Consider the following 26,505-nt stretch of genomic DNA (forward strand, 5'->3'; position numbering starts at 1 on the left):
CCTATGAGCGTCGAACGGCAGCTGAACATCCATCCGATCGTGTCCGGCATAAGCCCATTCAGGTGGCATTCGGATACCGTCAGGTTCTCTACTCCGTAGTTCGCGTGGAATGACAACGCTGTCCGTCACACGATCGGGTGACGAAAATCCGAGAGTTTTTCATCAAAATTTCTGGGGCACATGGAATGCCACTCAGGGTAGAGCTGTCAGCATTTCGGCTATATGCTTGACCGATCGAGTGAAGATCATCTTGGACCGTTCGTCGCTCCGGAGAAGGCGCTCGTCGTCGCGTGCAGTTCGGCGCGCCGCACGGCCATCCTGACGTGCGCTGGTGGGTCGATGACAGGCGAAACGCCCGCACTCGACACCAGACGGCTTCGCCGCTGAGGCACGTTGACAGACGACCGATTCGCTGTGGTCGGACCACACCGATCTGTCGGGTATCCGTTGGAGTGGCCGGCAGATCAGCCCAGGTGGATGCCGCCGTGCACCTCGCCCGCCTGCACCCCGTTGAAAGACCCGTTGACAACGTTCACCACCCGCCCGCCCGGCGGGGAAGCGGGGGGTTCGGCGGGGCCGGGCTTGTGGGGATCGCAGCCGGGTACGCGAACCCACGCGGTGTCGGCGAATTCCTTGTCACGAACGGCAAGCGGGCTGAAGTCGGTTCGGCGTACGTGGCGGGTGTAGTCGCCGCCGAACACCGCGCGCAACGCTCCGTCGGACACGATCAGCGCGGTGTTCATCCCGTCGCACCTGGCCACGAGTTCCTTGAACACCGACGCGTTCAGCAACCGGCTGAGGGCGATCTTCGGCGCGTAGAGGCCCGGCTGCGCGCCCACCGGGCCGATCTCCACCGCCAGGCGCAATCGGATGTCGGGCTTGCGGTGCCGGTTGTGCTGCGCCGCCAGCCCGTCCAGGTGGTGCGCCGCGTCCAGCACCGCGCCCAACCGCCTGCTCGGCAACGTCAGCAGCGCACCGTCCCCGGTCGGTTCCCACTCCACCACGTCGGCTCGCCCGATCCCCGCCGTGGCGAGTGCGTCGCGGACCATCTCGGCCACCGCTCCGTGCACGGTGTTGAGGTGGTACCCCTCGTTGCGCGCCGAACCCACCACGTCCACGCCCAGCAGCGCCCGGTGCTCAGGAACCTCCATGCGGGTGATTTTCCGCCCGGCTCGGGCGGTGTTCTCCCTGATACTGCGGGGTTTCAGCGGTCCAGTGCACGGGCCAGCGCCGCCGGGTCGGTGAGGATGAAGCACAGCCGCGCGGTGCGCAGCAGGCCCTTGGCGCGCAACGCGCCCAGCGCGGTCTCCACGCTCTTCTCGGACGCGGCGACGGCGTCCGCCAGGTCACGCTGGCTCAGCCCGTCCAGCCGCAGGCCGGCGTCGGTCGGCCGACCCAGTTCCGTCACCCACTTGAGGAGCACGGACGCCACCCGTGCCGGCACCTCCCGGGTCTGCGCCAGCTGGCGCTCGTCGGCGTCGCGCTGCCGCTTGAGGCTGGTCTGGTCGACCAGGGCGCTCACGTCGTAGCTCTGCGCGCGCAGCCGCAGGAACGCGCTGGCGGCCAGGTGCACGGCGCGGCCGGGGGACAGCGCGATGACGTGCGCGCTGCGCGGCCGCCCGTTGATCACCCCGAGCTCGCCGATCAGGTCACCCGGTCCGAGCAGGCTGACCAGCGGTTCCACCCCGAAACCGGGCAGCACCGCCTTCAGCAGGCCGGCTTCGACGAGCAGCACCTCGTCACTGGTGGTGCCGGCGGTGATCAGCCGTTCGCCCTTGCGGAACGGCGCGGACCGCCCGGCGGCGCGGATCTCCGCTCGGCCCCGGTCGGGAGCGTGGTCGGGCATGGCGCACCATCGTGCCGACCGTCACCCGTGCCGGGGGTGGTTATCCGCCGTGTTCACACGTTCAGGTGAGAGGTGTGCGCGCCGCGCCTCGATCCCGGGGCGGTTCCGGGCGCCCCACTCGCCCAACGGCTCCAGCGCCTCGTTGAGCGACCGGCCCAGCTCGGTCAGCGAGTACTCCACCCTCGGCACGACCTCGGCGTAGGTGCGGCGGTGCACCAGCTCGTCCGCCGCCAGTTCGCGCAATTGCTGGATCAGCACTTTCTCGCTCACCCCGGACAGGTCCCGCTTCAATTCCCCGAAGCGCTTGCCGCCGGTGGACAGCGACCACAGGATGAGCACTTTCCACTTGCCGTCGATCACGTCGACGGCCGCGTCGACACCGCACGCGTACGGCCGTTTCTGCTTCATCCGCGGAACCCCCTGGTTACTCCGAGGTGCGTGGTTACCTTTTTGTGCCTACTTGATCAGTCTGAGCACCCTGGTGACGATAGTGCGGTGATCAACGAACAACCAAGGCAGCCGGTGACCGTGCTCGGTCTCGGCCTGATGGGCACGGCGCTCGCGGACGCGTTCCGGCGCGCCGGTCACCCCACGACGGTGTGGACGCGATCGGACCGACCCGGACCGGACGGCACCACCAGGGCCGCCACGGCGGCGGAGGCGGTGGCCGCGAGCCCGCTGGTGGTGGCGTGCGTGCTGGACTACCGCGCGGTGGAGGAGGTGTTGGCCGGCGGGCTGACCGGCAAGGCGGTGGTCAACCTGACCACCGGCACGCCCGAACAAGCCCGGGCGATGGCCCCGCAGGTCGTCGACCGGGGCGCCGAGTACCTCGACGGCGGCATCATGGCGAACCCGGCGGCAATCGGCTCGCCGTCCGCCTCGATCCTCTACAGCGGTTCAGCGGACGCTTTCCAGGCGAACGAGCGGACGCTCGCCGCGCTGGGCGCGTCGAAGTACCTCGGCGCGGACCCCGGTTCGGCCGCGCTGCACGACGCCGCGCTGCTCGGCATCATGTATTCGGCGGTGGCCGGATTCCTCCAGGCGGTCGCACTGGTGGGCCGGGAAGAAGTGTCCGCGGTGGAATTCACCCCGCTCGCCCAGGAAATGCTCGCCGCCACCGCGTCTTTCCTGCCGTCGATGGCCGCGCAGGTGGACAGCGGCGAGTTCACCAGTAGCGAGGCCCGGTTGGACATGCAGCTGTCCGCCGTCGAGCACCTCGTCCACGCCGGTCGGGTGCGGGGCGTCGACACCACGATCCTGGAGCACGTGAAGTCGCTCATGGCGGGCGCGATCGCGGCCGGGCACGCCGCCTCGGACTTCGGCGCGGTGATCGACCTGCTCCGGAAGCCCCGACCGCTCGCCGGCGGGTGATGAGGCCCGGTGGGGTCACCGGACCGCGCCCGCAGGCTCCCGGATCGTGGTGTTGATGCGATCCTCCGGCGAGAAATCGTCGTGCCCCGCCGGAAAGTCAGTCGACGCACGGGATGCCGTCCGTTGCCGGCGGGGCGGTGGTGGTGGACGTGCTCGGCGGGGCGGGCTTGGACGACGACGGTTTCGGTGGGGCGACCCGGCCCAGCGCCACGTCCACGGCGGCCCGCATCGCCTCCTCGCCGTCCTTGTCCGGGTGACCGGTGATCGGCAGGGTCAGGAACCGCACGCCGGTCACCTTCCCGCCCAGGTCGAGCACGTCCCAGCCGTCGGAGAGCACCACGTTCCGCTTCGCCACGTCCACCACCGGCCCGAGCGCGACCAGGCCGTGCTCCTTCGCGCGGTTCAGCACCGCCTTCAGGAACGCCTGCTGCCGGCGGGTGCGGTCCAGGTCGCCGTGGGGCAGGCCGTGCCGCTGCCGCACGAAGGCCAGCGCCTGCGCCGCGCCCAGCCGCTGCCGCCCGGCCGGGAAGTCGGCGCCGGAGAACTGGAGGTCGGAGGTCGCCTTCTTCAGGCACACCTCCACGCCGTCCAACGCTCCCGCCAGGTGGTAGAAGCCGGCCAGGCTGAGTTCCGCCAACGCGTCCACCGGCACGCCCGCGAACTCGCGCACCGTCTCCACCTGCGCCCGTCGCCCGGCTTCGCGGCCCCGCCACTCCAGCTCCGCCGCGTCGTACCCGCCCTCGGCGACCAGCCGCTCCTCCTCGGCTTCCTTGGCCCGGCCGTACGCCTCCTTGATCTTCTCCCGAGGCGTGCCGGGCACCCCGTGCAGCAGGGCGTAGTTGTCCCGTGGCACGGACATCGCCGTCGCGGGCGACCCGTCGGACGGCACGTGCACCAGGATCAGCGTGTTCGCGTTGTACCCGCCCCGGTCGACGTCGCCGGCGTGCAGTTCGGCCAACACCTCGTCGGACGGAGCGCCGCCGTCCAGGTCCCGCCGGGTGGTCAGACCGATCAGCAGCACGGTGAACCCGTTCTCGGAACGGGGCGCGTCCGCCGGGATGGCGTGCGACCGCCGCACGCCGGTGTCCAGGTCGCGGTAAGTGGTCCAGGCCACTCCGGAGGCCACCAGGACCGCCACGGCCAGGGCCGTCCACGTGGTCCTGGCCGCGACCAGTGAGAACTTGCGCAACATCGGTACCCCCCGGTCGCGTAGCCTATGGCCGTCCAGACGCTGGGGGCTGCGTGGTCGACCGGATCTCACACCTGCCGAGCCTGGCCGCCCTCGCGGTGTCGGCGGTGTTCACCGGGGTGGGGATCTGGCTCGACGGCGAGCGACCCGGCTGGCTGTTCGGCGTCCTGCTGGTGGCGGGAACGGTGTTCGCGGCCGCGACGGTGCGGCCGGTGGGGCTGTGGACGGTCGTGCCCGCGCCGCCGGTGCTGTGCGTCGGCTTGGTGGTCGGGGTGGCTGCCTCCGGGGGGAAGTCGTTGCGGGAGTTGGCTGTCGCGGCCGCGCCGCTCGTGATCCGGGTGTTCCCGTCGATGGCGGTCGCGGTCGGGGCAGGGGTGGTCGTGGCGGCTGTGCGCGTGGGGGGAACGTGGTGGCAAAGCAGGTCTTCGTCGACGAGACGGGTAGGCGCAGGGGGCTGATGGGCGTGCTCGGCATCGCCCTCGCGCTGGGGTTGCTGGGCTTCACCGGGGTGATCGTGGCCACTGTGTTCGAGCACCTGCGATGAGAGCGCACTGGGTCTCGTTGCTGGTGGGTCTGGTGTTGTTGTTGGCCGCGTTGGCTTTCCACGCCCACGCGACGGCCGTCCCGCCGAAGTCGCCGCGTCCGGCGACCGTCGCCGAACCGGTGGCGGACGGCACCGTGGCGCTGGTGTTCCACGGCGGCCCGGATCCCCGCTACACGCCGAAGCTGTTGGACAAGCTGGCGTCCCGGCGGCTGCGGGCGACGTTCTTCGTGGTCGGGTCGGCGGTCAACGCCAACCCCGGGCTGGTGCGGCGGATGGTCGCCGAAGGGCACGAGGTGGGCGTCGGCGCGTTCCGCGCCGGCCCGGACGGCGCACTGGACCCGGCATTCAGCCGAGCGGCGCTCGCCGCGGCGACCAATGTCCACACTGGACTGTCCGAACCTGATCCGGACACCCTCGACGTGACCGTGCGCGACCCGTTGGCGATCGTCGCGGCCACCGATGCCCGCCGGGTCGTGCGGCTGCACGTGACGAGCAGCGCACCCGGAGTGGTGGACCTGTTGGCGGACCGGATGCCCGGTCGCCGGTTCGTGCCGCTGTCGGAGGCGACCGGGAGAGCCGGCGCGCACGCCGAGGCCGCGTTCGGGCAACGGATCACCGGGCACGCCTTGGCGTTCGCGCAACGGCAAGGCGGGACGATCGTGCTGGTGCTCGGTGTGCTGAGCGGGATCGTGGCGGTGCTCGCCCTGCTGCGAACCGTGACGCAGCTCGGGCTGGCGCACACGTCGCGGCGGCTGCGACGGCAGGACGCCGTGGTCGGGACCGACTACGCACCGGCTGTGTCCGTGATCGTGCCCGCGTACAACGAGGTGGCGAACATCGCGGCCACCGTGCGGTCGATCGTCGCGTCGGAGCACCCCGCCGAGGTCGAAGTGGTGGTCGTGGACGACGGGTCCACCGACGGCACGGGGGACCTGGTGGCGGAACTGGGGTTGCCGGACGTGCGGGTGCACCGCCAGCCGAACGCCGGCAAGCCCGCCGCGTTGAACGCCGGGATCGCCCTGGCACGGCACGAGGTCCTCGTCCTGGTGGACGGCGACACGGTGTTCGAGCCGGACACGGTGTCGCAGGTGGTGCGGCCGTTGGGGGCGGCCGGCGTCGGCGCGGTGTCCGGGAACGTGAAGGTGGCCAACCGGCGCGGGGTGTTCGGGCGGTGGCAGCACCTGGAGTACTGCGCGGGTTCGAACCTGGACCGGCAGATCCTCAACGCCCTCGGTTGCCTGCCGACGATCCCGGGCGCGATCGGCGCGTTCCGGCGGACGGCGCTGGACGAGGTGGGCGGGATCAGCGCGGACACGCTGGCCGAGGACACGGACGTGACGATGGCCATCGCCCGTGCCGGGTGGCGGGTCGTCTACGAGCCGGGCGCGCGGGCGTGGACCGAGGTGCCGACCGGGGTCCGAGGGCTCTACAAACAGCGGTACCGGTGGTCGTACGGGACGTTCCAGTCGATGTGGAAGCACCGCGCGGCGCGGGGTCGGATGGGCCGGCTCGGGCTGGCGTACCTGCTGCTTTTCCACGTGGTGCTGCCGCTGCTGGCGCCCGCGTTGGACGTGTTCGTGGTGTACGGGGCGTTCATCGCGGACGCGCCGTGGGCGCTGGTGGTGTGGGCGGGCTTCCTGCTGATGCAGACGCTGAGCGCGGGGTACGCGTTGCGCCTCGACGGGGAGTCGCTCAAGCCGCTCTGGACGTTCCCGCTCCAGCAGTTGGCCTACCGCCAGCTGACCTACCTGGTGGTGGTGAAGTCACTGGTCACCGCCTTGCACGGGACGCCGGTGCGGTGGCAGTCGGTGGGCCGGACCGGGCTGGCCGAGGTAGCCACCCGGTAGCACCACCGGTAGCATCGGCGGTATGAAAATCAGTGTGAGCCTGCCCGAGGAAGACGTGGAGTTCGTTGATCGCTACCTTCGGCAACATCGCAGCGCCTCCCGGTCGTCGGTGATCCACCAGGCGATCACGCTGCTGCGGGAGGCCGGACTGGAGAACGCCTACGCCAACGCGTGGGGTGAGTGGGAAGCCGGAGGTGACGCCGAGATGTGGGACGTGACAGCGCCAGACGGTGTCGTCGATGCGTCGAGGTGACATCTACTGGGTCGATCTGGATCCCGCGCAGGGCGCGGAGGCGAACAAGATCAGACCTGCCGTGGTCGTCAGCAACGACGCGGCGAACCGGGCCGCCGGACGGGGTGGCCGAGGTGTCGTGACCATCGTGCCGATCACCTCCAACACGACCCGCGTGTACCCGTTCCAGGTGCTGCTGCCCGCCAAGGACTGCGGCCTCGGCGCCGACTCGAAGGCCCAGGCCGAGCAGGTGCGCACGGTCGCCGCGACCCGCCTGCGCGCCCGGATCGGCGGCCTCCCGCCGGCGGTGCTGAAGCAGCTGGACGACGCCCTGCGCGTGCACCTCTCGCTCTGACCCCGCCCCGGCCGCACCACCGCCTGCGCTGCCTGGTCGCGCCGCTCGGCCGTGCTGCCGCCCGACTGCGCCTGGACCGCGCTGCCGCCCGGACCGCGCTGTCACAGCCGCCTGACCGCTCCACTGCGCCCCGCGACAGGTGTGGACCCGGGACGTGTTCGCCGGCCCGGCTCGACCGGTGGAGCCGCCCGGAGGCGACCCCACCGACCGTCAGCCGACTACTCGACCACCTTGATCGCCCCGGCGGGGCACAGGTGTGCCGCTTCCCGGGCCTCCCGCTCGTGCCCGACCGCGGTCGGGTCGAGCAGCACGACCGTGCCGTCCACCTCGTCCTGGTCGAACACCGCGGGGTCGGTCAGCGCGCACATCCCCGATCCGGCACACCGGTCCGGATCGACCTCGATCCTCATGTGAACTCCACTGGCAGACTCTGCACGCCGTAGATGGCGTGCTGATCCCTCATCGGCACCTCGGACGCCGGCACCGCGAGCCTCAGGTCGGGGAACTCCCGGAACAGCGCCCGGTAGGCCACCCGCATCTCGATGCGCGCCAGCTGCTGCCCGAGGCACTGGTGCACCCCGTGGCCGAACCCGACGTGCCCGGTGGCCGGCCGGTGGATGTCGAACTCCTCCGGGCGGTCGAACCGGTTCGGGTCGCGGTTGGCGGCCGGGACGGAGATGGTCACCGCGTCACCGGCCTTGATCTCCGCCCCGCCCAGCTCCAGGTCCTCCAGCGCGATCCTGGTCGGGCCGATCTGGATGATCGACAGGTACCGCATCAGCTCCTCGACCGCGTTGTCGACCAAGGACGGGTCGGCCCGCAGCGCGGCCAGCTGCTCGGGGTGCTCCAACAGCGTCAGCGTACCGATGCCGAGCATGTTCGCCGTCGTCTCGTGACCGGCGATCAGCAGCAGGAGCCCCATGTTGGTGACTTCTTCGTCGGTCAGCTCGCCGGACTCGATCAGGCCGGTGAGCATGTCGTCGCCCGGTGCCCCGTGCTTGCGCCGCACCAGCTCGGCGACGAACGCCTCGATCCGCTCGAACGCCGCCATGACCTCGTCGAAGTCGTTCTCCAGGTTGAACGCCGTCTTCGAGTCCCGCTGGAACGAGTCGCGCTCCTCGTACGGCACGCCGAGCAGCTCGCAGATCACCATCGACGGCACGGGCAGCGCGAACGCCGACACCAGGTCGACCCCCGGGCCCTGCGCCCGCATCGCCTTCAGGTGGTCCGCCACGATCTGCTCGACCCGGGGCACCAGCTGGTTCATCCGCCGTACGGTGAACTGTCCGGTGAGCAGCTTGCGGTACTTCGAGTGCGCCGGACCGTCCATGTTGATGAACATGCCCGGCTTGGCGGCCGGTGGCGGCGGCACCGCCTTGCCGCCGACGCGCACCGGCGTGTGCATCAGCTCGGACCGGTTGCTGAACCGGTTGTCGGCGAGCACCGCCCGTGCGAGCGCGTGGTTCGCGACGAGCCACCCCAGGTGCCCGTCGGGGTAGCGCAGCCTACTGATCGGCTGCGTCTCGCGGAGAATCCCCAGCTCCGCGGGTGGGTCCAGCGCCGAGCTGCGCTCTAACGGCAGCTCGGGGTGCAGTGTTTCGGTCATCGCACACCTCCCAGTGCGTTCAAAACCCTTGTTCGCAAGCTACAGAAGATTCACGAACACGTGAAGTAAATAGTTCGTATAGACGCTCCCTAGTACGGCTCGTAGCAGGTGTGCTACAAAATGCTCGAGGACTTCGACAGGGGGAGGTGAGCGTCCTTGGTCATCGACGTGCGCGATCTGCGGATGCGGTACGGCACCGTGGACGTGCTGCACGGAGTGGACTTCACGGCCGAGCGCGGCGAGGTCGTCGCGCTGCTCGGACCGAACGGCGCGGGCAAGACGACCACGATCGAGATCCTGGAGGGCTTCCGGATGCCCTCCGCCGGACAGGTGCGGGTGCTCGGCGTCGACCCCGCCAAGGGCGACGAGCTGTGGCGGGCCAAGCTGGGCGTGGTGCTCCAGTCCTGGCGCGACCACGCCCGCTGGAAGGTGCGGGAACTGCTGGACCACCTCGGCCGCTACTACGCGCCCTACAGCACGCCCGACCGCGTGCGCCCGTTCGACACCGACGCGCTGATCCGGACCGTCGGGCTGGAGGAGCACGCGCACAAGAAGATCGGCAAGCTCTCCGGCGGCCAGCGCCGCCGGCTGGACGTCGCCATCGGCATCGTCGGCAAACCCGAACTGCTGTTCCTGGACGAGCCGACGGCGGGCTTCGACCCGCACGCCCGCCGCGACTTCCACGACCTCGTGCACCGGCTGTCCGACCTGGAGGGCATGACCATCCTGCTCACCACGCACGACCTCGCCGAGGCGGAGAAGCTCGCCGACCGCATCCTGGTCCTCGCGGGCGGCCGGATCATCGCCGACGGCAGCCCGGACCAGCTCAGCAGGCAGGTCGCGGGCCAGGCCGAGGTGCGCTGGACCCAGGCCGGCCAGCGGCACGTGCACGCCACCGACGACGCCACCGGCTTCGTGCGGGACCTGTTCGCCCAGCACAGCCGGGGCATCTCGGAGCTGGAGGTGCGCCGCAGCACGTTGGAGGACACCTACCTGACGCTCGTGCAGCGGTTCGAGAGCGGTCAGGCGAACGAGGAGGAGGTGGCCGCACTGTGAACGCCACGACGCACGCCTTCCGGCTCGGCCTGGAACGCGGCTGGCGCGAGTTCCGCCAGACCCTGGGCAGCTCGGACCAGTGGTTCACGGTCGTCATCACGATGGCCTACCTGACCGTGCTGTGGTTCCAGCGCGACTCCACGGTGGACGGCACCACGCTGTCCCTGGCGGCGCTGACCCTGCCCAGCATGATCGGCATGTCGGTCGCGTTCGGCGGTCTCGTCGGCCCGGCGGGCCAGCTGGCGGTCAACCGCGAGGACGGCACCCTGCTGCGCGCCAAGGCGGTGCCGAACGGCATGCTGGGCTACGTGGTGGGCCGGGTCGTCCAGACGTCCCTGGACACGTCGTTCAGCCTGGTCGTGGTCTTCGTCCCAGGCTTCTTCCTGGTGCAGGGCCTGGCCCAGGCGGGCGTGAGCGGTTTCGCCTACCTGGTCCCGGTACTGGTGGCGGGCCTGCTGGCCACCCTGCCGTGGGGCGCGGTGATCGGCTCGGTGGTCAAGTCCCCGCAGGGCGCGATGGGCTTCACCATGCTGCCGATGATGCCCATCGTGGCGATCTCCGGCATCTTCTACCCGATCTCGGCGATCCCGGGCTGGCTCCAGGTCATCGCCCAGGCGTTCCCGGTGTACTGGGTCGGCCTGGGCACCAGGTCCGCGCTGCTGCCCGACTCGGCGGCGGCCGCGGAGATCGGCGGCTCGTGGCGCACCCTGGAGATGTTCGGCGTGCTGGGGGTGTGGGCGGTGGTCGGTTTCCTGGTCGCGCCTACCATCCTGCGACGGATGGCCCGCCGCGAGTCGGGCGGCGACATGGAGCAGCGCCGGCAGGCCGCGTTGCAGAGAGGCGTGGGGTGAGCGAGACCGTCTACAACCGGATCGCGATGCTGCGCGCGGAACGCGGGGTTTCGCGCCGGCAGCTGTCCGAGGCACTGGGCATCCACTACCAGACCGTCGGTTACCTGGAACGTGGCGAGTACAGCCCGAGCCTCTTCCTGGCACTGCGCATCGCCCAGTACTTCGAAGTCCCGGTGGAGGTCGTGTTCTCGACCGACCCGTTCCCCCGGCTGGGCAGCGCGGAGCGATCCGCTTGAGACCGCGTGCGGGGCGGGGCGCCAACCGGTGCCCCGCCCCGCACGCTCACCTCAGCCCTTCTTCGACCACGTCGGCCGCCGCCGCGGTGCCACCGGCGGCGCGGATCTCGCTGCGGATCGCCGCCAGCCGGTCGGCGACGTCCCGGTCGCCGGCCAGTTCACGCACCGCCTCGCGCAGCGCTTCCGCCGTGACCTGCTTGTGCGGCAGGTACCGGCCGACACCGAGTTCGACCAGGCGCATGGCGTTCATGGCCTGCTCGCCCAGCGTGGGCACGCCGACCATCGGCACCCCGTGGTACAGGCCTTCCATCGTGCCGCCCATGCCGCAGTGCGTGATGAACACCTTGGCGTGGGACAGGATCTCCAGCTGCGGCAACCAGCGGTGGACCTCGAAGTTGGCCGGGATCGGGCCCAACGCGGCCCGGTCGACGTGCTTGCCGATGTTCATCACCACGTGCCAGTCCGAGTCGCCGAACGCCTCCAGGCACGCCCGGTAGAACGAGGGTTCGTTGGTGTACGCCGAGCCCAGCGAGACGAGCAGCACCGGCCGGCCGTCGGCCGGGGCGTGCCAGGACCCCTGGAACGAGCGGTCGCCGATGCACGGCCCGACGAAGGTGTACTTGTCGGCCACGGTGTCGCCGCCGTACTGGAACGAGCGCGGGATGCTGACCACGGCCCGGTCCGGGTGCCCGACGAACGTCGGCGCGTCGACGGTCACGCCCTCGGACCGCAGCCACGCCCCGATCTCGGCGTAGACGGCCTTCATCTCCGGCGTGTCGTTGATCGCGCCCATGTCCTCCTCCCAGCCCTCGTACGCGACGAAGGTGGGGGAGAACTGGATCGCCCGCACGCCCCAGCGCGCGGCGAGGATGCGGGCCGTCCACGCCCCGATGTCGTACACGACCACGTCCGGCCGGTCGTCCGCGTACGCGGCCTCCAGCACCGGCAGCAGCGCGACGGCCTCGTCCAGGAACAGCTTCATGGCCGGCGCCGTCTCCGTCGGCCACTCCTGGTCGGCGACGGGCAGCGTGGTCGGGTAGACCACCGGCACCGCGCCCGCGTGCTCGACCGGCCCGGTGAAGCCCGCCGGGACCGCGTAGGTGACCCGGTGGCCGCGCGCGACCAGTTCCGTCACGACCGGCAGCGTCGGGTTGATGTGGCCGTGGCCGGGGATGTTCAGAAAAGCGATGTGGGACAAGGCGTTCTCCAGTGATTCCAGGGTTGGCTCAGGCGCCCCGTCACGCGTCGTGCGCGGGGGCAGGCGGCTGAGCCGGAATCAGAGGTAGAAGACCTGGAACGCGAACACGTGACCGACACTAGCGGGTCCGTCGAGTCATTTTCCGAGCACGGCCCGCAGCGCGGTGCGCACCGCGTCGACCAGTTCCGCCCGGCACTCCGGCGTGCCCGGCTCGGGCGCGAACGCGGCCCCCGCGCCCACCAGGCGGTCGAACAGCAAGCCGTCCAGGAACGCGACCAGCGCCCGCCCCCGCCGGTCCGCATCGGCGACACCCGCCTGTTCCAGCAGCTCGCGAGCCTGCACGCGGGCCTGTGCGCCGTGGGCGAGAATGCCCCGCAGCTCGGGGTGGCGGGTGGCTTCGAGCAGGCAGGCGTACCGGGCGAGGGTCCGTTCCCGGGCGGTCGTCATCCACAGCTCCAGCACGTGCCCGATCGCTTCCGCGAGCGAGTCCGGGTCCGGCGGACCGGGTGGCCGGGCCTGGGCGGCCTCGGCCAGGTCCAGTTCGGCCAGCCGCTTCACCACCCCCTCGATGAGCGCTCGGCGCGTGCGGAAGTAGGCCGACGTGGAGCCCTGCGGCAAACCCGCCTCGGCGTCTACGGCCCGGTGCGTCAGACCGCGCATGCCGCGGGTCGCCACCACGTGGATGGCCGTGTCGGCGATGAAGGTCACCCGGTCGCTCACGACCACCTCCTTCTACAGCTGTAGAGTACGAGATATCTACAGCTGTAGAAGGGGGTGGGTCGGATGCGCGCGACGGTGGTCGGTGGGGGACTCGGCGGGCTCGCGGCGGCGGTGGCGCTGCACAAGGTCGGCTGGGAGGTGACCGTGCTGGAACGGGCGGCCGAGTTCGGCGAGGTGGGCGCCGGCGTCGGCGTGATGCCGAACGCGTTGCGGGCCCTCGGCGCCCTGGGCTTGGCCGACGAGGTCCGGGCGATCGGCACCCCGAACGTCCCCGGCGGCGTCCGCGACCCGCGGGGACGGGCCTTGACGCTGGTCGACGCGTCCGAGGCGGGGCGCGTCGTCGCGGTGCACCGGGCCGACCTGCACCGCGTCCTGCGCTCGGCGTTGCCGGAGCGGTGCCTGGTCACGTCCACCGAGGTCACCTCGCCCGACGACGTGGACGCCGACCTCGTGGTGGCGGCGGACGGCATCCGCAGCCGGCTCCGGGCCGCGCTGTTCCCCGCCCACCCCGAACCGGTGTACGCGGGGACCACGGCGTGGCGCAGCGTGACCGGGCCCCGGTTCCCGAAAGACCTGGAGATCAGTCAGACCCTGGGGCCCGGCTCCGAGTTCGGGGTCCTGCCGCTGGGCGACGGGCGGGTGTGCTGGTACGCGGCGACGGTCGCCCCGGCCGGTGGCCGCTCCCCCGACGAACTGGGCGAGGTCCGCGATCTCGTGGGGGACTGGCACCACCCGATCCCGGCCCTGCTGGACGCCACTCCCGCCGGCACCGTCCTCCGGCACGACATCCACGAGCTGGGCGCACCCCTGCCGACCTACGTCCGGGGACGCGTGGCCCTGCTGGGCGATGCCGCCCACGCGATGACGCCCTACCTGGGGCAAGGCGCCTGCATGGCGATCGAGGACGGCGTGGTCCTGGCCGCCGCCTGCGCTCGCGGCAACACCGTCGCGGAGGCGTTGGCCGACTACGACCGTGCCCGCCGACCGCGCACGCAGGCGGTCGCGAAGGCGTCCCGCCTCGCCGGCCGCCTCGGGCACAAACTCCGCAACCCGGTCGCCGTCGCCATTCGAGACACTGCGATGCGGGCGATTCCAACGAGCCTGAGCCTCAAGGGCATGGCGAAGTTCACCGCGTGGGAGCCGCCGAGCCTGTCACTCGATCGGTGAATGATCGACCGTGATGTAAATCACGGATCACTCCCGCGAGTCGACCGGGTAACAATCCAATATCACTCGTTTTCGCAGGATTCCTCACCCTTTCGCCCGATCAAGCACTCACCGTGTGACATCGATCGCTCCCTGTTGCGGCTGCCCGGTGCCCGGCACGGCGGTGCATCTCCCACCGGAGTGCAACTACGGTGTCCCGCCATGGCCCCCGTCCCCTCGTGCCCGACTGAAGCCATCCCCCTGCGCACCACCACGTGCGACCTCGCCGAGGCCGACGACTTCATCCGCCTGCACCGCGGCGAGCACCCCGAGGAAGGTCCGGTGGAGCACCGCTTGGCGGAGGTGCACGCGGAGGTCGCCGCGACCGGCACGTACCGCCACACGGCCGCCGAGCTGGTGTTCGGCGCGCGGGTCGCGTGGCGCAACAGCGCGCGGTGCATCGGGCGGCTGTACTGGCGCAGCCTCAAGGTCCGCGACCTGAGGGACCTGCGTGACCCGAAAGAGATCGCCGACGAGTGCGTCGAGCACCTCAGGCTGGCCACCAACGGCGGCAAGGTCCGCCCCGTCATCACCGTGTTCGCCCCCGACGAGCCCGGCCGGCCGGGGCCGCGCATCCGCAACGAGCAGCTGATCCGCTACGCGGGCTACCCAGGGCGGGACGGCGGTGTGCTCGGCGACCGCCGCAACGCCGAGCTGACCGAGCGCGCGATCGCGCTGGGGTGGCGTCCCCCGGCCACCCGCGGACCGTTCGACGTGCTGCCGCTGGTGGTGGAGCGCGAGGACACCGAGCCCGCTGTGGTGGAGCTGCCCCGGGACGCCGTCCTGGAGGTCGCCATCGGCCACCCGGAGTACCCGTGGCTCGCGCGCCTGGGCCTGCGGTGGCACGCGGTGCCCGCGATCAGCAACATGCGGCTGCGGATCGGCGGCGTGGACTACCCGGCCGCCCCGTTCAACGGGTGGTACATGGGCACCGAGATCGGGGCCCGGAACTTCGCCGACACCGACCGCTACGACCTGCTGCCGTACCTGGGCAAGCGGATGGGCCTGGACACCTCCAAGGTGCAGACCCTCTGGCGGGACCGGGTGCTGGTGGAGCTGAACCGAGCGGTGCTGCACTCGTTCGAGGAAGCCGGCGTCACCATCACCGACCACCACACGGAGTCCGAGCGGTTCCTCACCCACATCCGGAAGGAAGAAGCGGCAGGACGGTCGTGCCCGGCCGACTGGACCTGGATCGTGCCGCCCATGTCCAGCGGGATCACCGGCGTGTTCCACCGCTACTACGACAAGGAGGAGCTGGTGCCCAACTTCTTCCCCGTCGACACCAGGGGTGTCTGCCCCGTCATCCACTAGGGCAACGCTCCCGCTCTTGCTTCCCCCGCTCCACGCGGCAGCGACTCCGGCGCTCCAGCGCTCTGGCTGCGCTTCTGCGCACACGTGTGCTTCGTGTTCTCCCCGTACGGCCTGGGCGAAGCCCGACCGCGCTTGTTCGGGGAGGTCAAGCACGCTTCACCGCTTGACCTCCCCGAACAAGGGTGGTTGCCTCCGGCAGGCCGTACGGGGAGAACACGAGGCACTTCCCCACTCCTTGGGGGTCTGCCCGTCCGGCGAGGACTCTTTCCTCTTTTAGCGTGATCGGTCGGCGACTGGTTCGATCTTCCGGGCCCGGACCGGCCACCGAGCAAGATCCCGATCGCACCACGCCCACAAGCGACGCTCGCCGCTGGGCAGACCTCCGGGGAGGAAGAGCAAAAACTAGTGTTCTCCCCGCATGACCTGGTCAAAGACAACCACCCTTGTCCTTGGGGCGCAAGCGAAAAGCGTGCTTGCGCCCCAAGGACAAGCGCGGTTCGCTGCGCGCAGGCCATACGGGGAGAACACGAAGACACAGGTGTGCGCCAAGGGCGTCGTCGCGTGGGCCGAGGGGCGCCGCGGCGTGGGCTGAGGGGCGGGGCGCGTGGGTCGGGCGAGGGTATGGCAGTGGTGTCGGGTGTGGCGGTGATGTCGTCCGGGTGACGCAGTACGTCCGTACGGTCAATGTCAACGGCGTGGTGTGGTGTGGATCACCTTTGATCGACTACCGTGACTTCTCGTGAGAGTGGGCATCCCCGCGGAGTCGCGGCCCGCCGAGCGCCGCGTGGCAGGTCTACCGGAAACGGTGGCCTCGCTGATCGGCGCTGGTCTCGCGGTCGACGTGCAGTCGGGAGCGGGCGCGCACGCCCACGCCTCGGACGCCGCCTACCGCTCGGCGGGCGCCGAGATCGTTCCCGACCACCCCGCCGGCCGTGCCGACGTCGTGATCTCCGTGCAGCCGCTGGACCTGGAACAGGCCGGGCGGCTGCGGGAGGGCGACATCACGGTCAGCTTCCTGCAACCGGCCAACGAACTCGACCTCGTCCGAATCCTGGCGGAGCGCAAGGTCACCGCGTTCAGCCTGGACCTGCTGCCCCGGGTGACCAGGGCGCAGGGCGCGGACGCGCTGTCCTCGCAGGCCCTGGTCTCCGGGTACCGGGCCGTCCTGGTGGCGGCCCAGCACCTGCCGCGCTTCCTGCCGATGTTCACCACGGCCGCCGGCACCGTGCCGCCGGCCAAGGTGCTCGTCCTCGGCGCGGGCGTGGCCGGGCTCCAGGCGATCGCCACCGCCCGCCGGCTCGGCGCCGTGGTGGAGGCCTACGACGTGCGCAAGGCCGCCGCCGAAGAGGTGCGCAGCCTCGGCGCGAAGTTCCTGGAGCTGAACCTGGAGACCCAGGACGGCGTCTACGCCGCCGAGCAGTCGGAGACCTTCCTGGAACGCCAACGGGAGCTGATCGCCGAACGGGTCGCGGCCAGCGACATCGTGATCTCCACCGCCGCCGTGCCGGGTCGCCGGGCACCGGTGCTGGTCACCACGGACATGCTCAAGGCGATGGCACCCGGTTCCGTGGTGGTCGACCTGGCCGCCGAGTCGGGCGGCAACGTCGTGGGTTCCGCGCCGGGTGAGGACGTGTGGGTCGGTGAAGTCCTGGTGCACGGCGTGAAGAACCTGCCGAGCAGCATGCCGGTGCACGCCAGCCGCCTGTACGCGAAGAACGTGGCCAACCTGCTGCACCTGATGACCGAGGACGGCCGGGTCGAGCCGGACCTGACCGACGAGGTGCTCGGCGGGGCCTGCCTCACCCACGCCGGTGAAGTCCGGCACGCGCCCACCAGGGAGCTGCTGTGATCGAGCTGCTGACGATCTTCGTGCTGGCCGTGTTCGTGGGCTTCGAGGTGGTCTCCAAAGTCTCGACCATCCTGCACACCCCGCTGATGTCCGGCGCGAACGCCATCCACGGGGTGATCCTGGTCGGCGCGATCCTGATCACCGGCCAGGCCGACGACACCCTCACGCTCGTCCTCGGCCTGCTCGCGGTCTTCCTGGCCACGGTGAACGTGGTGGGCGGCTTCGTGGTGACCGACCGGATGCTGGAGATGTTCAAGGGGCACAAGCGATGACGTGGGTCCAGCTCGCCTACCTGGCCGCCGCGCTGTGCTTCATCCTGGCGCTGAAGGGCCTGAGCACCCCCAGGTACGCCCGGCTGGGCAACCTGGTCGGCGCGGCCGGCATGGCGCTGGCCGTGGTCACCTCGTACACCACGATCGAGCGCAACGGGCTGCTGATCCTGGTCGCCGTGGTGGCCGGCACGGCGGCCGGCATCCCGGCGGCGCGGCAGGTCAAGATGACCGCCGTGCCGCAGATGGTGGCCCTGTTCAACGGGGTCGGCGGCGCGGCGGCGGCGCTGGTGGCGTTGACCGAGTTCCTGGAGGGCCACGACGCCGGCGTGCTGTTCGCCGTCGCGACCGTGCTGACCGTGCTGATCGGCTCGGTCAGCTTCTCCGGCAGCGTGGTGACGTTCCTGAAGCTCCAGGAGGTCATGACCACCCGCCCGGTCCTGCTGCCCGCCGGCCAACTCCTCGGCATCGGGGTGGCGGTGGTGAGCGCGCTGCTCGCGATCTTCGTGCTGGTCAGCGACTCCAACCTGCTGCTGGTGCTGCTGGCGCTGGCCGGGCTGGCGCTGGGCGTGCTGTTCGTGCTGCCGGTGGGCGGCGCCGACGTGCCGATCGCGATCTCCCTGCTCAACGCGTTCACCGGGCTCGCGGTCGCCGCGTCCGGCTACGTGCTGGGCAACACGCTGCTGATCGTCGCGGGCACCCTGGTCGGCGCGTCCGGCACCATCCTGACCCGGCTGATGGCGCAGGCGATGGGCCGTCCGCTGACCAACATCCTGTTCGGCGCGTTCAAGGCCACGCCGCCGAGCGCGGTCACCGACGAGCAGCGCACGGTCCGCTCCGGCACGGTGGAGGACGTCGCCATCCTGCTGGGCTACGCGCACTCCGTGCTGGTGGTGCCCGGCTACGGGCTGGCCGTGGCGCAGGCGCAGCACGCGGCGCGGGAACTGGCGCAGCTGCTGGAGTCGCGCGGGATCAGCGTCGACTACGGCATCCACCCGGTGGCGGGCCGGATGCCCGGCCACATGAACGTGCTGCTGGCCGAAGCCGACGTGCCCTACGAGAACCTCAAGGAGCTGGACGACGTCAACCCCGGCATCGGCAGCGTGGACGTGGTGCTGGTGGTCGGGGCGAACGACGTGGTGAACCCCGGCGCGCGGGACGAACCGTCCAGCCCGATCTACGGGATGCCGATCTTCGACGTGGACCGGGCGAAGGCCGTGGTGTTCATGAAGCGCTCGATGCGCCCCGGCTTCGCGGGCGTGGACAACAGCCTGCTCTACAACCCGAAGACGACGCTGCTGTTCGGTGACGCCAAGGACTCGCTGACCAAGCTGCTGGCCGCGGTGAAGCAGGTCTAGAGCTCGTAGCCGGGGACGGCGGGCCCGGTGAACCCGCCGAACGCGCCGTCCACGCCCACGTTGCGCCACCAGTCGGCCAGTTCGGCGGTGGGCACGTCCGGCACGAAGACCGCCACCCCGGCCTCCCGGATGGCCGCCACCATCTGGCCGATCGCCTTGTGCGGCAACGACTCCCGCTGTTCGGCGAGTCTTCGCACCACGGACGGCGCGAGCACCATCGCGTCCACCGACAGCTCGCCGAGCAGGGACAGCTCCGCCTGTCCGCCGTTGAACCTGGCCAGGCCGACGGCGATCCCGTTGTCCCGCAGCACCTGCGCGTTGTCACCGCCGTCCGCGAGCATCGACCGGGTGTCCAGGAAGATCCGCAGGCCGGTGCCGGGTAAGCCGGTCTCGTCCAGGATGCGCTTCACCGTCCCCACCAGGTCCTCGTCGCGGGACTGCATGGGCGACAGCTCCACGTGCAGCGTCCCGGCGGACCAGCCGGCCGCCGCCTCGGCCGCCTCGCGCAGCGCCCACTGGCCCAGCGCGAGCGACAACCCGTTGGCCTCGGCCAGCTCCACGCACTCGTCGTGCCCCGACTCATCCCACCGCAGCCGCGCCACCTGGCCCAACCCCTTGCCGGACACCAGTTCCAGCACGGGCAGGTACTCCACCTCCAGCTCGCCCCCGGCCAGCGCTCCGGGCATCCGCGCCGCACGCGCCAGCCGGGTCCGGGACCGGGTGTCCTCGTACCGGTCGTAGGGCAGCCACTGCCGCTTCCCGTTCGCCTTGGCCCGGTGCAGGGTCGCGTTCGCCGCGCGCAGCAGTTCGTCGACGTCCCAGTCGGCCGGCGGCCGGTCCACCACGCCGATGCTCGCCGACAGCGCCGCGCCGCACTCCAGAGGCTCGGCCAGCGCGTCGTTGATCCGCTCCACCATGTCCGGCACCTTCGGCGTGGTCGGCGAACCGTCCACGACGATCGCGAACTCGTCACCGCCGATCCGCGCCACCAGCGCCTTCTCCTGAGCCACGACGCCTTCCAACCGCCGTGCGACCTCGCGCAGCAACTGGTCGCCGACCACGTGCCCCAGGCCGTTGTTCACCACCGAGAACGCGTCGAGGTCCAGGTGGTACAGGGTGATCCCGGTGCGCGACCTGCCGTGCATGGCCTCCAGCCGGGTGACGAAGTGCTGCCGGTTGGACAGGCCGGTCAGCGAGTCGTGCAGCAGCTGGAAGTCCAGGTTCTTCTGCAACAGGTGCAGTTCGGTGACGTCCTCGGCCATCGTCACGTGGTAGGCGGGCCTGCCGTCCGCGTCCCGCAGCAGCGACACCGCCAGGCGCACCCACACCGGCTCGCCGTCGCCGCGCACCAGCCTGCGCTGCTCGCGGAACCGGTCCACCCGGCCCACGCCGGCCGCCCGGTACGCGGCGGACAGCACCTCCGCGTCCGACGGGTGGAACAGCTCGATCAGCCGCCGCCCGGTGAGCTCGCCGTGCGGGATGCCGAGCATCTCGCCCAGCGCCTCGTTCACCTCCACGCACACGCCGCTCAGGTCCGTGATCGCGATGCCGAAACCCGAGGTGCCGAACACCTCCCGGAACCGCGCCTCACTGACCCGCAGCACGCGCTCCACCCGCTGCTTCGCCGCCATCAGCGCCCACTTGACCTCCTCCTGCCGGTCGAACGCGTCCAGCCGCATCGCCGAGGCGTAGCTCGCGCTGACCGCGCCCAGGATCGTGACGACCTTCTCCGCCAGCTCCGGCACGTCCCGCAGCTCGGGCGTGAACAGCAGCGCCCGGCCCAGCACGTCGACCGTGCGCCGGAGGGTCTCCGGGCCGGTGAAGTGGGCCCGCACCAACCGCTCGCCGACCACCGCCACCGGCTCCGCGGTGAACGGCTCGGCCTGCACGGCGTCGGCCAGCACGTCGACCAGCTCCAGCAGGAAACGCTCGATCTCGGCCGGGGACAGCGCGACGTAGGCCGTCGGGTACACGGCCCGCATCCAGTCCCGCGCGAGTTCCCGACGCCGGGGTCTAACAGGCGACGCCACGTGGTCTCACTTCTTCAGGCCCACCGCGGCGAAGATGCCCGACCGCGCCGGGTCGGCCTCCTCGACGGCGTCGTCCTCCGGCCGCCACAGCGGCAGCGGCACCACGCCCGGCTCCACGATGTCGAAGCCCGTGAGCAGGTCCGTGATCTCCGCGCGGCTGCGCGGGTACATCGGGTTCATGCTCTTCTTCATCACCTCGACGATCCCGGCCATCTCCGCCGGCTGGAGATCGGCGGTGAACTGGGACAGCGCCAGTCCGCTGCCCGGCACGACGGCGTCCCGGTAGGCGGCGACCACCCCGGCCGGATCCCGCTCCGGGGGCACGAAGTGGAACACGCCCACCGTCAACACGCCGAGCGGCTCCGCGAAGTCCACCAGACCGGTGGCTTCGGCGGCGTACAGCACGTCGTCCGGCCTGGTCATGTCCTCCTGGAGGACGGCGGCCAGGTCGTCGTGCTCCAGCAGCATCCGGCTGTGCGCCACCGCCACGTCCTCGAAGTCCACGTACACCACGCGCGACTCGGGCGCGGCCTTGCGCGCCACCTCGTGCACGTTCCCCACGGTCGGGATGCCCGAGCCGAGGTCCAGGAACTGGCGGACGCCGCGGTCGATCAGGTACAGCACGGCGCGCCGCAGGAACGACCGGTTCAGCCGGGCGATGGTGCGGGCGTTCGGCTGCGCCTGGAGGAACCTGTCCGCGAGCGCGCGGTCGGCGGCGAAGTTGTGCCCGCCGCCGAGCAGGTAGTCGTAGAGGCGGGCCGCACTCGGCAGACCGACGTCGACGCTGTCCGGAACCCAACCCGCGCGTTCCACACGACACCCCTATTCCAAGTGGGAAGGACCGGACCCGGGGCCCCGCGTGGAGGTTACTGAGCCGAACCGGCGCAGGGCAGTGCCCGAGCGCGCTTCTCCCCGATCGGCGTACTGGCGCGGTCGCCGTCCCGCGATGCGGACTCGGCGTCCAACGCCGCCGGAACCAGTACCATTTGCGCATGTCAGACGAGGCACGCACGCTCACCGACGTGGTCACCAGGCTGCGTCGCGCCCTGCGCACCAGCATCCGGTCGGAATGGCCGTGGGACTCGCTGCCGATGGCGCAGATCGAGCTGCTCCAGACGTTGGCCGAACGCCCCCCGATGAGGGTCGGCGACCTGGCGGCGGAGCTGCGCCTCGCACCGAACACGGTGAGCGGACTGGTCGGGCAGCTCATCGAGAGCGGCCTGGTGGCTCGCGGCGGCGACCCGGCCGACCGGCGGGTGGCGCGGCTGTCGGTGACGCCGCAGGGGCACGAGCAGCTCGCCGTCTGGCAGGCCGCGCACGAGAAGCGCATCGGTTCCGCACTGGACCGGCTGGAGCCGGGGGAGCGCGCCGACGTCGTCCGCGCCCTGTCCGCCCTCGACCACCTGGTCGACCACCTGCGTGCCCACTGACCGGCGCTCCGACGAGCCGGAACCCGTTGATCGAGACCCCGTCGATCGTGGGGTGGCCGATCCCGGGGTCGCGGGCCCCCGGGTTCCGGCACCGCGGCGGGAGGTCTCGGCGCCCGTCCTGCTCGCCGTCGCACTCGGCGGCGGCCTGGGCGGGCTGGCGCGGTACGCGTTCGCGGGCCTGGGACTGCCGGGCACCGTCGCGGTCAACGTGCTCGGCTCGGCGTTGATCGGCGTCCTGGTGGTCCTGGTGCCCCGCCTGCACCCGCTGGCCCGGCCGTTCCTCGGCGTCGGCTTCCTGGGCGGCTTCACCACGTTCTCCGCCTACGCCCTCGACGCCGTGCGGCTGGGCGACCTCCGCGCCGGCCTCTACCTGGTCGTGGTCGTGGTCCTCGCGCTCGGCGCCACCGCCCTCGGCATGGCCGTCACCCGGAAGGTGATCGGGCGGAAGGAGACCGGGTGACGGCGCTCCTGGTGTTCGTCGGCGCGGCGGTCGGCGCGGTGTCCCGCTACCTCACCGACCGGTTCGTGCGGTCCCGGCACGACTCGGTCTTCCCGTGGGGCACCCTCACCGTGAACGTGGTCGGCTCGTTCGTCCTCGGCTGCGTGGCCGGCACCGGCCCGACCTGGACGGCCCTGGTCGGCACCGGCTTCTGCGGCGGGCTCACCACCTACAGCACGTTCAGCTTCGAGACCGTCCGCCTGCTGGAGGACGGCAGGCACCGGCAAGCGCTTGCGAACGTGGTGGTGAGCCTCGTCGCGGGTGTCGCGGCGGCTGCCGCCGGCTACCTGCTCACCCGGTGACCTTCAACCGCCCGAGCACCGCCGGCAGCTCGCCCTCGTGCACCACGCCGAGCCGCTGCGTGGCACGGGTCAGCGCCACGTACAGGTCGCTGGCGCCGCGCGGCGACTCGGCGAGGATGCCCGCCGGGTCGACCACGAGCACCGAGTCGAACTCCAGGCCCTTCGCGTCGGCCACCCCCAGGACCACCACCTGGGCGTCCAGGTCGTCGGACGCACCGGGCACCAGGGCACGCAGCGCGGCCACCCGGGCGGCGGGCACGATGACCGCCAGCTTGCCGTCCCCGATCGCCGAGACCTCGGTCGACACCAGCGGCGGCAGCGCATCGGCCACCGACACCACCCGCGAGCTCCACGGCTCGTTCCCGCTGTCCCGCACCGAGGTCGGCGGCACCAGGTCCGGGTCGACCGACGCCAGCACGTCCGCGGCCACCGCCATGATCTCCGACGGCGTCCGGTAGTTCACCGTCAGCTCGGTCAGCTTCCAGCGGTCCATCACGTACGGGGACAGCACCTCGTGCCACGACGACGCGCCCGCGATGTCACCGGTCTGCGCGATGTCACCGACGACCGTCATGGACTTGCTGGGGCAGCGCCGCATCAGCGTCCGCCACGCCATCGCCGACAGCTCCTGCGCCTCGTCCACGATGATGTGCCCGAACGTCCACGTCCGGTCCGCCGCCGCGCGCTCGGCCGCCGTCTCGTAGCGCTCCGCACCGTGCCGCTCGGCCAACCGGTAGGCGTCCACCAGGTCGGTCGCCATCAGGATGTCCGGGTCGGCGTCGTCCTCCAGGTCCAGGATGTCCAGCACGCCCTGCGCGTAGTCGATCGCCTGCCGCCGCCGGCGCTCCGCGCGCGCCTTGGTCTCGGTGTCGTCCTCGCCGAGCAGCTCGGCGGCCTCGTCCAGCAGCGGCACGTCGGCGGGCGTCCACTCCGCGCCGCGCGGCCGGACGAGCAGGGCGCGTTCCTCGGCGGTCAGCTTCGGGGTGGCCTTGGCCAGCCGCTTCGGCGACGCGTACAGGTCTTCCAGGAGCTGCTGCGGGGTGAGCGTCGGCCACAGCCGCTCCACCGCCGCCTGCACCTGCGGGTCCTCGCGCAGCTCGCGGCGGATGTCGTCGATGTCGGCCTGGTCCAGCAGGTGCCGGCCCAACCGGGCGACGGCCTGGGACGCCAGCGTCGAGATGATCTCCCGCTGGAACGCCCGGCGCGCCTCGTTGTGCGGCTTGCGGGTGCGCCGCGCGCGGCCCCGGGCGGCGGTGATCGCCCGGCGGTCCAGGCGCAGCACGTCCTGCTCGAACGGCACCTCCACCAGGGCGGGGGCCTCCTGCCGGTCCCTGACGGCGTGCGACACGACGTCCGCCATCTCGATGCGGCCCTTGAGCGCGGCGGTCTCGGCGGACTCGCGGCCCACCGCCGTCAGGTTGGGGAACAGCTCGCCGACCGTCGACAGCAGCACCCCGGTCTCACCCAGCGACGGCAGGACCTGCCCGATGTACCGCAGGAACGTCGAGTTCGGCCCCACCACCAGCACACCGCGCTTGGCCAGCTGCCGGCGGTGCGTGTAGAGCAGGTACGCGGCGCGGTGCAGCGCGACCGCCGTCTTGCCGGTACCCGGACCGCCCTGCACGACGACCACGCCGTTCAGCTCGGTGCGGATGATCTTGTCCTGCTCGGCCTGGATGGTGGCGACGATGTCGCCCATCTGCCCGGTGCGGCTCGCGTTGACCGCCGCGAGGAGGGTCGCCTCGCCGGTCAGGCCCTCCGAGGGGCGGGACAGGTCGACCGAGCTGATGTCCAGCACCTCGTCGTCGAAACCGACCACTTTGCGCTGCTTGGTGCGCAGGTGGCGGCGGCGGCGAACCCCTTCCGGCGCGGCGGCGGTGGCGAGGTAGAACGGCCGCGCGGCGGGCGCGCGCCAGTCCATCAACAGCGGTTCGTAATCCTTGTCCTCGTCGAACAAGCCGATCCGGCCGATGTAGAAGCGGTCGTCGGTGTGGAAGTCCAGCCGGCCGAAGCACAGCCCGTTCTCCACCGCGCTGTACTGCGCCAACTGGTCGGAGTACATGGCCACCGAGGTGTCCCGCTCGGAGCGCATCTGGTGGGTGCCGCCGGTTTCCCGGAGCGCGCCCGCCAGCCGCTTCGAGCTCTGTTCGCGAAGGTCGTCCAGCCTGCCGTACAGCATCGACACGTATTCCTGCTCCGACTCGATGTCCGCGAGTCGGAGGTCATCGGAGGGGCTTGACAACGTGCCTCTTTTCTGGATAGCGTGTTTTATCAGGCTGTGCCGCTTTTCGCCTGAATCTTCTCTGCGCGCGCAGAAAGTCCAATCTACACGGTCTTTCCGTGCTGCGCCTCCAGGTCCCGACGTTCCGCTGCCCCTGCTCGGTCGTGTTCGGTCGTGCTCGGCGACCGAGCCGTGTCACCGATCGATCATAGGAAGTGGACGGGGGCGGCAGTGCCGCCGAACGCGGGTCGGGAAGTGCGCGCGCGCCACGAGGCCGACCGCCGCGTCGGGGATGGCTGGTCGACGACTACCTGCCGCAACTCCGCGCCGTCGGCGCCACTCGGACCGTGCGCTCGGCCGGGGCGGTGTACCTGAGGGGTCGGCGTACCTGGCGCGGCGGCGTACTTGGGCTCCGGTGCACTTGGAGGATGGCGCGCCTGGAGGATGGCGCAGCCGGGGCGGCGGCACATCGGGCCGGGCTGGCAAAGCGCGGACACCTGTCACCAGGCCTCACCGCCGCCGGCGAAAGCCCCAGCCACACGACTCGAGGCCGCCACAACCTGCCGCTGGTATCATGATCACGAAGATGGGACGTCGGAGCAGGACGTCGCAGTGACAGGTCGAGAGCAAACAGGCGCATGGCTGTCGACCAGCCGCGCCTGGCTGTAGACACAGCGGCACCGCAGGACAGCCGCCAGCCGCCAGCCGCCGCCCGTCACCCGGCCAACCGTGACACTTTCGGGTGGTCAAAACATGAATGGGTACGAAATCAACACCCTGATCACTCGGTGAGATATCGAATCCGCGCGAACCACCCACCACGTCCTGTCAGCCACCCACTCCGCCAGCCCACCCAAGCCTTGTAGACCAAGCCCGCCGGCCGTCAGCCCCGCCGATCCCAGCCACGCAACCCCGAGCCCGGCACCGGCGCAAGGGTCCGTCGCTCACGAAGTTTCGGGTCCGGCGGTCGCACGGC

Annotated in this window: 28 protein-coding genes; 17 read left to right on the forward strand and 11 right to left on the reverse strand. The window is 71.2% G+C overall.

Annotated elements, in window-relative coordinates; genetic code table 11:
• Nucleotides 1–464: 464 nt before the first annotated feature.
• From FHS29_RS21885 to FHS29_RS21895, 3 genes are read right to left on the reverse strand one after another with little or no spacing between them, the layout of a single operon-like run.
• Complete coding sequence (locus FHS29_RS21885) at nucleotides 465–1,151, reverse strand: hypothetical protein (RefSeq protein ID WP_184693206.1); 687 nt, start codon at nucleotides 1,149–1,151, stop codon at nucleotides 465–467.
• Between the two features lie 53 nt (nucleotides 1,152–1,204).
• Entirely contained in the window at nucleotides 1,205–1,846 is a 642-nt protein-coding gene (locus FHS29_RS21890; RefSeq protein WP_184693208.1) for a Crp/Fnr family transcriptional regulator, read from the reverse strand.
• Nucleotides 1,847–1,867: 21 nt separating this feature from the next.
• On the reverse strand, nucleotides 1,868–2,254 hold the full coding sequence (locus FHS29_RS21895; RefSeq protein WP_184693210.1) for a winged helix-turn-helix transcriptional regulator: 387 nt from the start codon (nucleotides 2,252–2,254) through the stop codon (nucleotides 1,868–1,870).
• Between the two features lie 87 nt (nucleotides 2,255–2,341).
• Between FHS29_RS21895 and FHS29_RS21900 the strand changes: the two genes are divergently transcribed.
• Nucleotides 2,342–3,217, forward strand: a complete 876-nt coding sequence (locus FHS29_RS21900; RefSeq protein ID WP_221456352.1) for an NAD(P)-dependent oxidoreductase — start codon at nucleotides 2,342–2,344, stop codon at nucleotides 3,215–3,217.
• 97 nt (nucleotides 3,218–3,314) lie between these two features.
• On the opposite strand, the gene FHS29_RS21905 is transcribed toward FHS29_RS21900, so the two are convergent.
• Nucleotides 3,315–4,409, reverse strand: coding sequence for an LCP family protein (locus FHS29_RS21905; protein ID WP_184693212.1), 1,095 nt, complete (start codon nucleotides 4,407–4,409; stop codon nucleotides 3,315–3,317).
• Between the two features lie 50 nt (nucleotides 4,410–4,459).
• On the opposite strand from FHS29_RS21905, the gene FHS29_RS21910 reads away from it, so the two are divergent.
• From FHS29_RS21910 to FHS29_RS21925, 5 genes are read left to right on the forward strand one after another with little or no spacing between them, the layout of a single operon-like run.
• Nucleotides 4,460–4,864: a DUF6542 domain-containing protein gene (locus tag FHS29_RS21910; protein WP_184693214.1), complete on the forward strand. Its 405-nt coding sequence runs from the start codon at nucleotides 4,460–4,462 to the stop codon at nucleotides 4,862–4,864.
• Complete coding sequence (locus FHS29_RS37740) at nucleotides 4,816–4,950, forward strand: hypothetical protein (protein ID WP_281391667.1); 135 nt, start codon at nucleotides 4,816–4,818, stop codon at nucleotides 4,948–4,950. The genes FHS29_RS21910 and FHS29_RS37740 overlap by 49 nt, the downstream gene beginning before the upstream one ends.
• Nucleotides 4,947–6,797, forward strand: coding sequence for a bifunctional polysaccharide deacetylase/glycosyltransferase family 2 protein (locus tag FHS29_RS21915; protein ID WP_184693216.1), 1,851 nt, complete (start codon nucleotides 4,947–4,949; stop codon nucleotides 6,795–6,797). Before FHS29_RS37740 ends, FHS29_RS21915 begins: the two co-directional genes overlap by 4 nt.
• 22 nt (nucleotides 6,798–6,819) lie before the next feature.
• Complete coding sequence (locus tag FHS29_RS21920) at nucleotides 6,820–7,050, forward strand: ribbon-helix-helix domain-containing protein (RefSeq protein WP_184693218.1); 231 nt, start codon at nucleotides 6,820–6,822, stop codon at nucleotides 7,048–7,050.
• The gene (locus FHS29_RS21925) at nucleotides 7,037–7,384 is read left to right on the forward strand and encodes a type II toxin-antitoxin system PemK/MazF family toxin (RefSeq protein WP_184693220.1); all 348 of its coding nucleotides are present in this window, start codon (nucleotides 7,037–7,039) and stop codon (nucleotides 7,382–7,384) included. Before FHS29_RS21920 ends, FHS29_RS21925 begins: the two co-directional genes overlap by 14 nt.
• Before the next feature lie 218 nt (nucleotides 7,385–7,602).
• Here the strand turns inward: FHS29_RS21925 and FHS29_RS21930 are convergent, their stop codons facing one another.
• Nucleotides 7,603–7,794 carry a ferredoxin gene (locus FHS29_RS21930; protein WP_184693222.1) on the reverse strand — a complete coding sequence of 64 codons (192 nt, stop codon included), beginning with the start codon at nucleotides 7,792–7,794 and terminating at the stop codon, nucleotides 7,603–7,605.
• The gene (locus FHS29_RS21935) at nucleotides 7,791–8,990 is read right to left on the reverse strand and encodes a cytochrome P450 (RefSeq protein ID WP_184693223.1); all 1,200 of its coding nucleotides are present in this window, start codon (nucleotides 8,988–8,990) and stop codon (nucleotides 7,791–7,793) included. The genes FHS29_RS21930 and FHS29_RS21935 overlap by 4 nt, the downstream gene beginning before the upstream one ends.
• 183 nt (nucleotides 8,991–9,173) lie before the next feature.
• Here FHS29_RS21935 and FHS29_RS21940 point away from each other — a divergent pair, with 183 nt between their 5' ends.
• The 3 genes from FHS29_RS21940 to FHS29_RS21950 are packed head-to-tail and all read left to right on the forward strand — an operon-like array spanning nucleotide 9,174 to nucleotide 11,133.
• The gene (locus tag FHS29_RS21940; protein WP_221456469.1) at nucleotides 9,174–10,046 is read left to right on the forward strand and encodes an ABC transporter ATP-binding protein; all 873 of its coding nucleotides are present in this window, start codon (nucleotides 9,174–9,176) and stop codon (nucleotides 10,044–10,046) included.
• Entirely contained in the window at nucleotides 10,043–10,897 is an 855-nt protein-coding gene (locus tag FHS29_RS21945; protein WP_184693227.1) for an ABC transporter permease, read from the forward strand. The genes FHS29_RS21940 and FHS29_RS21945 overlap by 4 nt, the downstream gene beginning before the upstream one ends.
• A complete protein-coding gene (locus FHS29_RS21950) occupies nucleotides 10,894–11,133 on the forward strand; it encodes a helix-turn-helix transcriptional regulator (RefSeq protein WP_184693229.1) in 240 nt (79 codons plus the stop codon). Before FHS29_RS21945 ends, FHS29_RS21950 begins: the two co-directional genes overlap by 4 nt.
• A gap of 46 nt (nucleotides 11,134–11,179) precedes the next feature.
• Here FHS29_RS21950 and FHS29_RS21955 read toward each other — a convergent pair whose 3' ends face one another.
• A complete protein-coding gene (locus FHS29_RS21955; protein ID WP_184693231.1) occupies nucleotides 11,180–12,331 on the reverse strand; it encodes a macrolide family glycosyltransferase in 1,152 nt (383 codons plus the stop codon).
• A gap of 135 nt (nucleotides 12,332–12,466) precedes the next feature.
• Nucleotides 12,467–13,051, reverse strand: a complete 585-nt coding sequence (locus tag FHS29_RS21960) for a TetR/AcrR family transcriptional regulator (RefSeq protein ID WP_184693233.1) — start codon at nucleotides 13,049–13,051, stop codon at nucleotides 12,467–12,469.
• A gap of 63 nt (nucleotides 13,052–13,114) precedes the next feature.
• On the opposite strand from FHS29_RS21960, the gene FHS29_RS21965 reads away from it, so the two are divergent.
• The 5 genes from FHS29_RS21965 to FHS29_RS21985 all read left to right on the forward strand — a co-directional run bounded on the left by FHS29_RS21965 (nucleotide 13,115) and on the right by FHS29_RS21985 (nucleotide 19,047).
• The gene (locus FHS29_RS21965) at nucleotides 13,115–14,218 is read left to right on the forward strand and encodes an FAD-dependent monooxygenase (protein WP_184693235.1); all 1,104 of its coding nucleotides are present in this window, start codon (nucleotides 13,115–13,117) and stop codon (nucleotides 14,216–14,218) included.
• A gap of 201 nt (nucleotides 14,219–14,419) precedes the next feature.
• Nucleotides 14,420–15,571 (forward strand): nitric oxide synthase oxygenase, encoded by a 1,152-nt coding sequence (locus FHS29_RS21970; RefSeq protein WP_184693236.1) that lies wholly within the window; start codon nucleotides 14,420–14,422, stop codon nucleotides 15,569–15,571.
• 739 nt (nucleotides 15,572–16,310) lie between these two features.
• Complete coding sequence (locus tag FHS29_RS21975; protein ID WP_184693239.1) at nucleotides 16,311–17,420, forward strand: NAD(P) transhydrogenase subunit alpha; 1,110 nt, start codon at nucleotides 16,311–16,313, stop codon at nucleotides 17,418–17,420.
• Nucleotides 17,417–17,692: an NAD(P) transhydrogenase subunit alpha part 2 gene (locus tag FHS29_RS21980; RefSeq protein WP_184693241.1), complete on the forward strand. Its 276-nt coding sequence runs from the start codon at nucleotides 17,417–17,419 to the stop codon at nucleotides 17,690–17,692. The genes FHS29_RS21975 and FHS29_RS21980 overlap by 4 nt, the downstream gene beginning before the upstream one ends.
• Nucleotides 17,689–19,047 (forward strand): NAD(P)(+) transhydrogenase (Re/Si-specific) subunit beta, encoded by a 1,359-nt coding sequence (locus FHS29_RS21985; protein WP_184693243.1) that lies wholly within the window; start codon nucleotides 17,689–17,691, stop codon nucleotides 19,045–19,047. Before FHS29_RS21980 ends, FHS29_RS21985 begins: the two co-directional genes overlap by 4 nt.
• Here the strand turns inward: FHS29_RS21985 and FHS29_RS21990 are convergent.
• Nucleotides 19,044–21,077 carry a diguanylate cyclase domain-containing protein gene (locus tag FHS29_RS21990; protein WP_184693245.1) on the reverse strand — a complete coding sequence of 678 codons (2,034 nt, stop codon included), beginning with the start codon at nucleotides 21,075–21,077 and terminating at the stop codon, nucleotides 19,044–19,046. The genes FHS29_RS21985 and FHS29_RS21990 overlap by 4 nt on opposite strands.
• A gap of 6 nt (nucleotides 21,078–21,083) precedes the next feature.
• Complete coding sequence (locus FHS29_RS21995) at nucleotides 21,084–21,890, reverse strand: SAM-dependent methyltransferase (protein WP_184693247.1); 807 nt, start codon at nucleotides 21,888–21,890, stop codon at nucleotides 21,084–21,086.
• Nucleotides 21,891–22,069: 179 nt separating this feature from the next.
• Here FHS29_RS21995 and FHS29_RS22000 point away from each other — a divergent pair, with 179 nt between their 5' ends.
• From FHS29_RS22000 to crcB, 3 genes are read left to right on the forward strand one after another with little or no spacing between them, the layout of a single operon-like run.
• Nucleotides 22,070–22,507: a MarR family winged helix-turn-helix transcriptional regulator gene (locus tag FHS29_RS22000; RefSeq protein WP_184693249.1), complete on the forward strand. Its 438-nt coding sequence runs from the start codon at nucleotides 22,070–22,072 to the stop codon at nucleotides 22,505–22,507.
• Nucleotides 22,508–22,559: 52 nt separating this feature from the next.
• The gene (locus FHS29_RS22005) at nucleotides 22,560–22,967 is read left to right on the forward strand and encodes a fluoride efflux transporter FluC (protein WP_312865035.1); all 408 of its coding nucleotides are present in this window, start codon (nucleotides 22,560–22,562) and stop codon (nucleotides 22,965–22,967) included.
• Nucleotides 22,964–23,308: a fluoride efflux transporter CrcB gene (gene crcB, locus FHS29_RS22010; RefSeq protein ID WP_184693253.1), complete on the forward strand. Its 345-nt coding sequence runs from the start codon at nucleotides 22,964–22,966 to the stop codon at nucleotides 23,306–23,308. The genes FHS29_RS22005 and crcB overlap by 4 nt, the downstream gene beginning before the upstream one ends.
• Here crcB and FHS29_RS22015 read toward each other — a convergent pair.
• Complete coding sequence (locus FHS29_RS22015; protein WP_184693255.1) at nucleotides 23,298–25,550, reverse strand: HelD family protein; 2,253 nt, start codon at nucleotides 25,548–25,550, stop codon at nucleotides 23,298–23,300. The genes crcB and FHS29_RS22015 overlap by 11 nt on opposite strands.
• Between the last annotated feature and the right edge of the window lie 955 nt (nucleotides 25,551–26,505).

Origin of the sequence: Saccharothrix tamanrassetensis, assembly GCF_014203665.1 — a bacterium.
Taxonomy (GTDB): domain Bacteria; phylum Actinomycetota; class Actinomycetes; order Mycobacteriales; family Pseudonocardiaceae; genus Actinosynnema; species Actinosynnema tamanrassetense.

Excerpts from the sequence above, each read along its gene's own strand:
- FHS29_RS22000 (WP_184693249.1), top strand. The coding sequence starts at position 22,070 with ATGTCAGACGAGGCACGCACGCTCACCGACGTGGTCACCAGGCTGCGT.
- FHS29_RS21970 (WP_184693236.1), top strand. The coding sequence starts at position 14,420 with ATGGCCCCCGTCCCCTCGTGCCCGACTGAAGCCATCCCCCTGCGCACC.
- FHS29_RS21965 (WP_184693235.1), top strand. The coding sequence starts at position 13,115 with ATGCGCGCGACGGTGGTCGGTGGGGGACTCGGCGGGCTCGCGGCGGCG.
- FHS29_RS21915 (WP_184693216.1), top strand. The coding sequence starts at position 4,947 with ATGAGAGCGCACTGGGTCTCGTTGCTGGTGGGTCTGGTGTTGTTGTTG.
- FHS29_RS21895 (WP_184693210.1), bottom strand. The coding sequence starts at position 2,254 with ATGAAGCAGAAACGGCCGTACGCGTGCGGTGTCGACGCGGCCGTCGAC.
- FHS29_RS21925 (WP_184693220.1), top strand. The coding sequence starts at position 7,037 with ATGCGTCGAGGTGACATCTACTGGGTCGATCTGGATCCCGCGCAGGGC.
- FHS29_RS21905 (WP_184693212.1), bottom strand. The coding sequence starts at position 4,409 with ATGTTGCGCAAGTTCTCACTGGTCGCGGCCAGGACCACGTGGACGGCC.
- FHS29_RS21935 (WP_184693223.1), bottom strand. The coding sequence starts at position 8,990 with ATGACCGAAACACTGCACCCCGAGCTGCCGTTAGAGCGCAGCTCGGCG.
- FHS29_RS21940 (WP_221456469.1), top strand. The coding sequence starts at position 9,174 with ATGCGGTACGGCACCGTGGACGTGCTGCACGGAGTGGACTTCACGGCC.
- FHS29_RS21985 (WP_184693243.1), top strand. The coding sequence starts at position 17,689 with ATGACGTGGGTCCAGCTCGCCTACCTGGCCGCCGCGCTGTGCTTCATC.
- FHS29_RS21930 (WP_184693222.1), bottom strand. The coding sequence starts at position 7,794 with ATGAGGATCGAGGTCGATCCGGACCGGTGTGCCGGATCGGGGATGTGC.
- FHS29_RS21885 (WP_184693206.1), bottom strand. The coding sequence starts at position 1,151 with ATGGAGGTTCCTGAGCACCGGGCGCTGCTGGGCGTGGACGTGGTGGGT.
- FHS29_RS21890 (WP_184693208.1), bottom strand. The coding sequence starts at position 1,846 with ATGCCCGACCACGCTCCCGACCGGGGCCGAGCGGAGATCCGCGCCGCC.
- FHS29_RS21920 (WP_184693218.1), top strand. The coding sequence starts at position 6,820 with ATGAAAATCAGTGTGAGCCTGCCCGAGGAAGACGTGGAGTTCGTTGAT.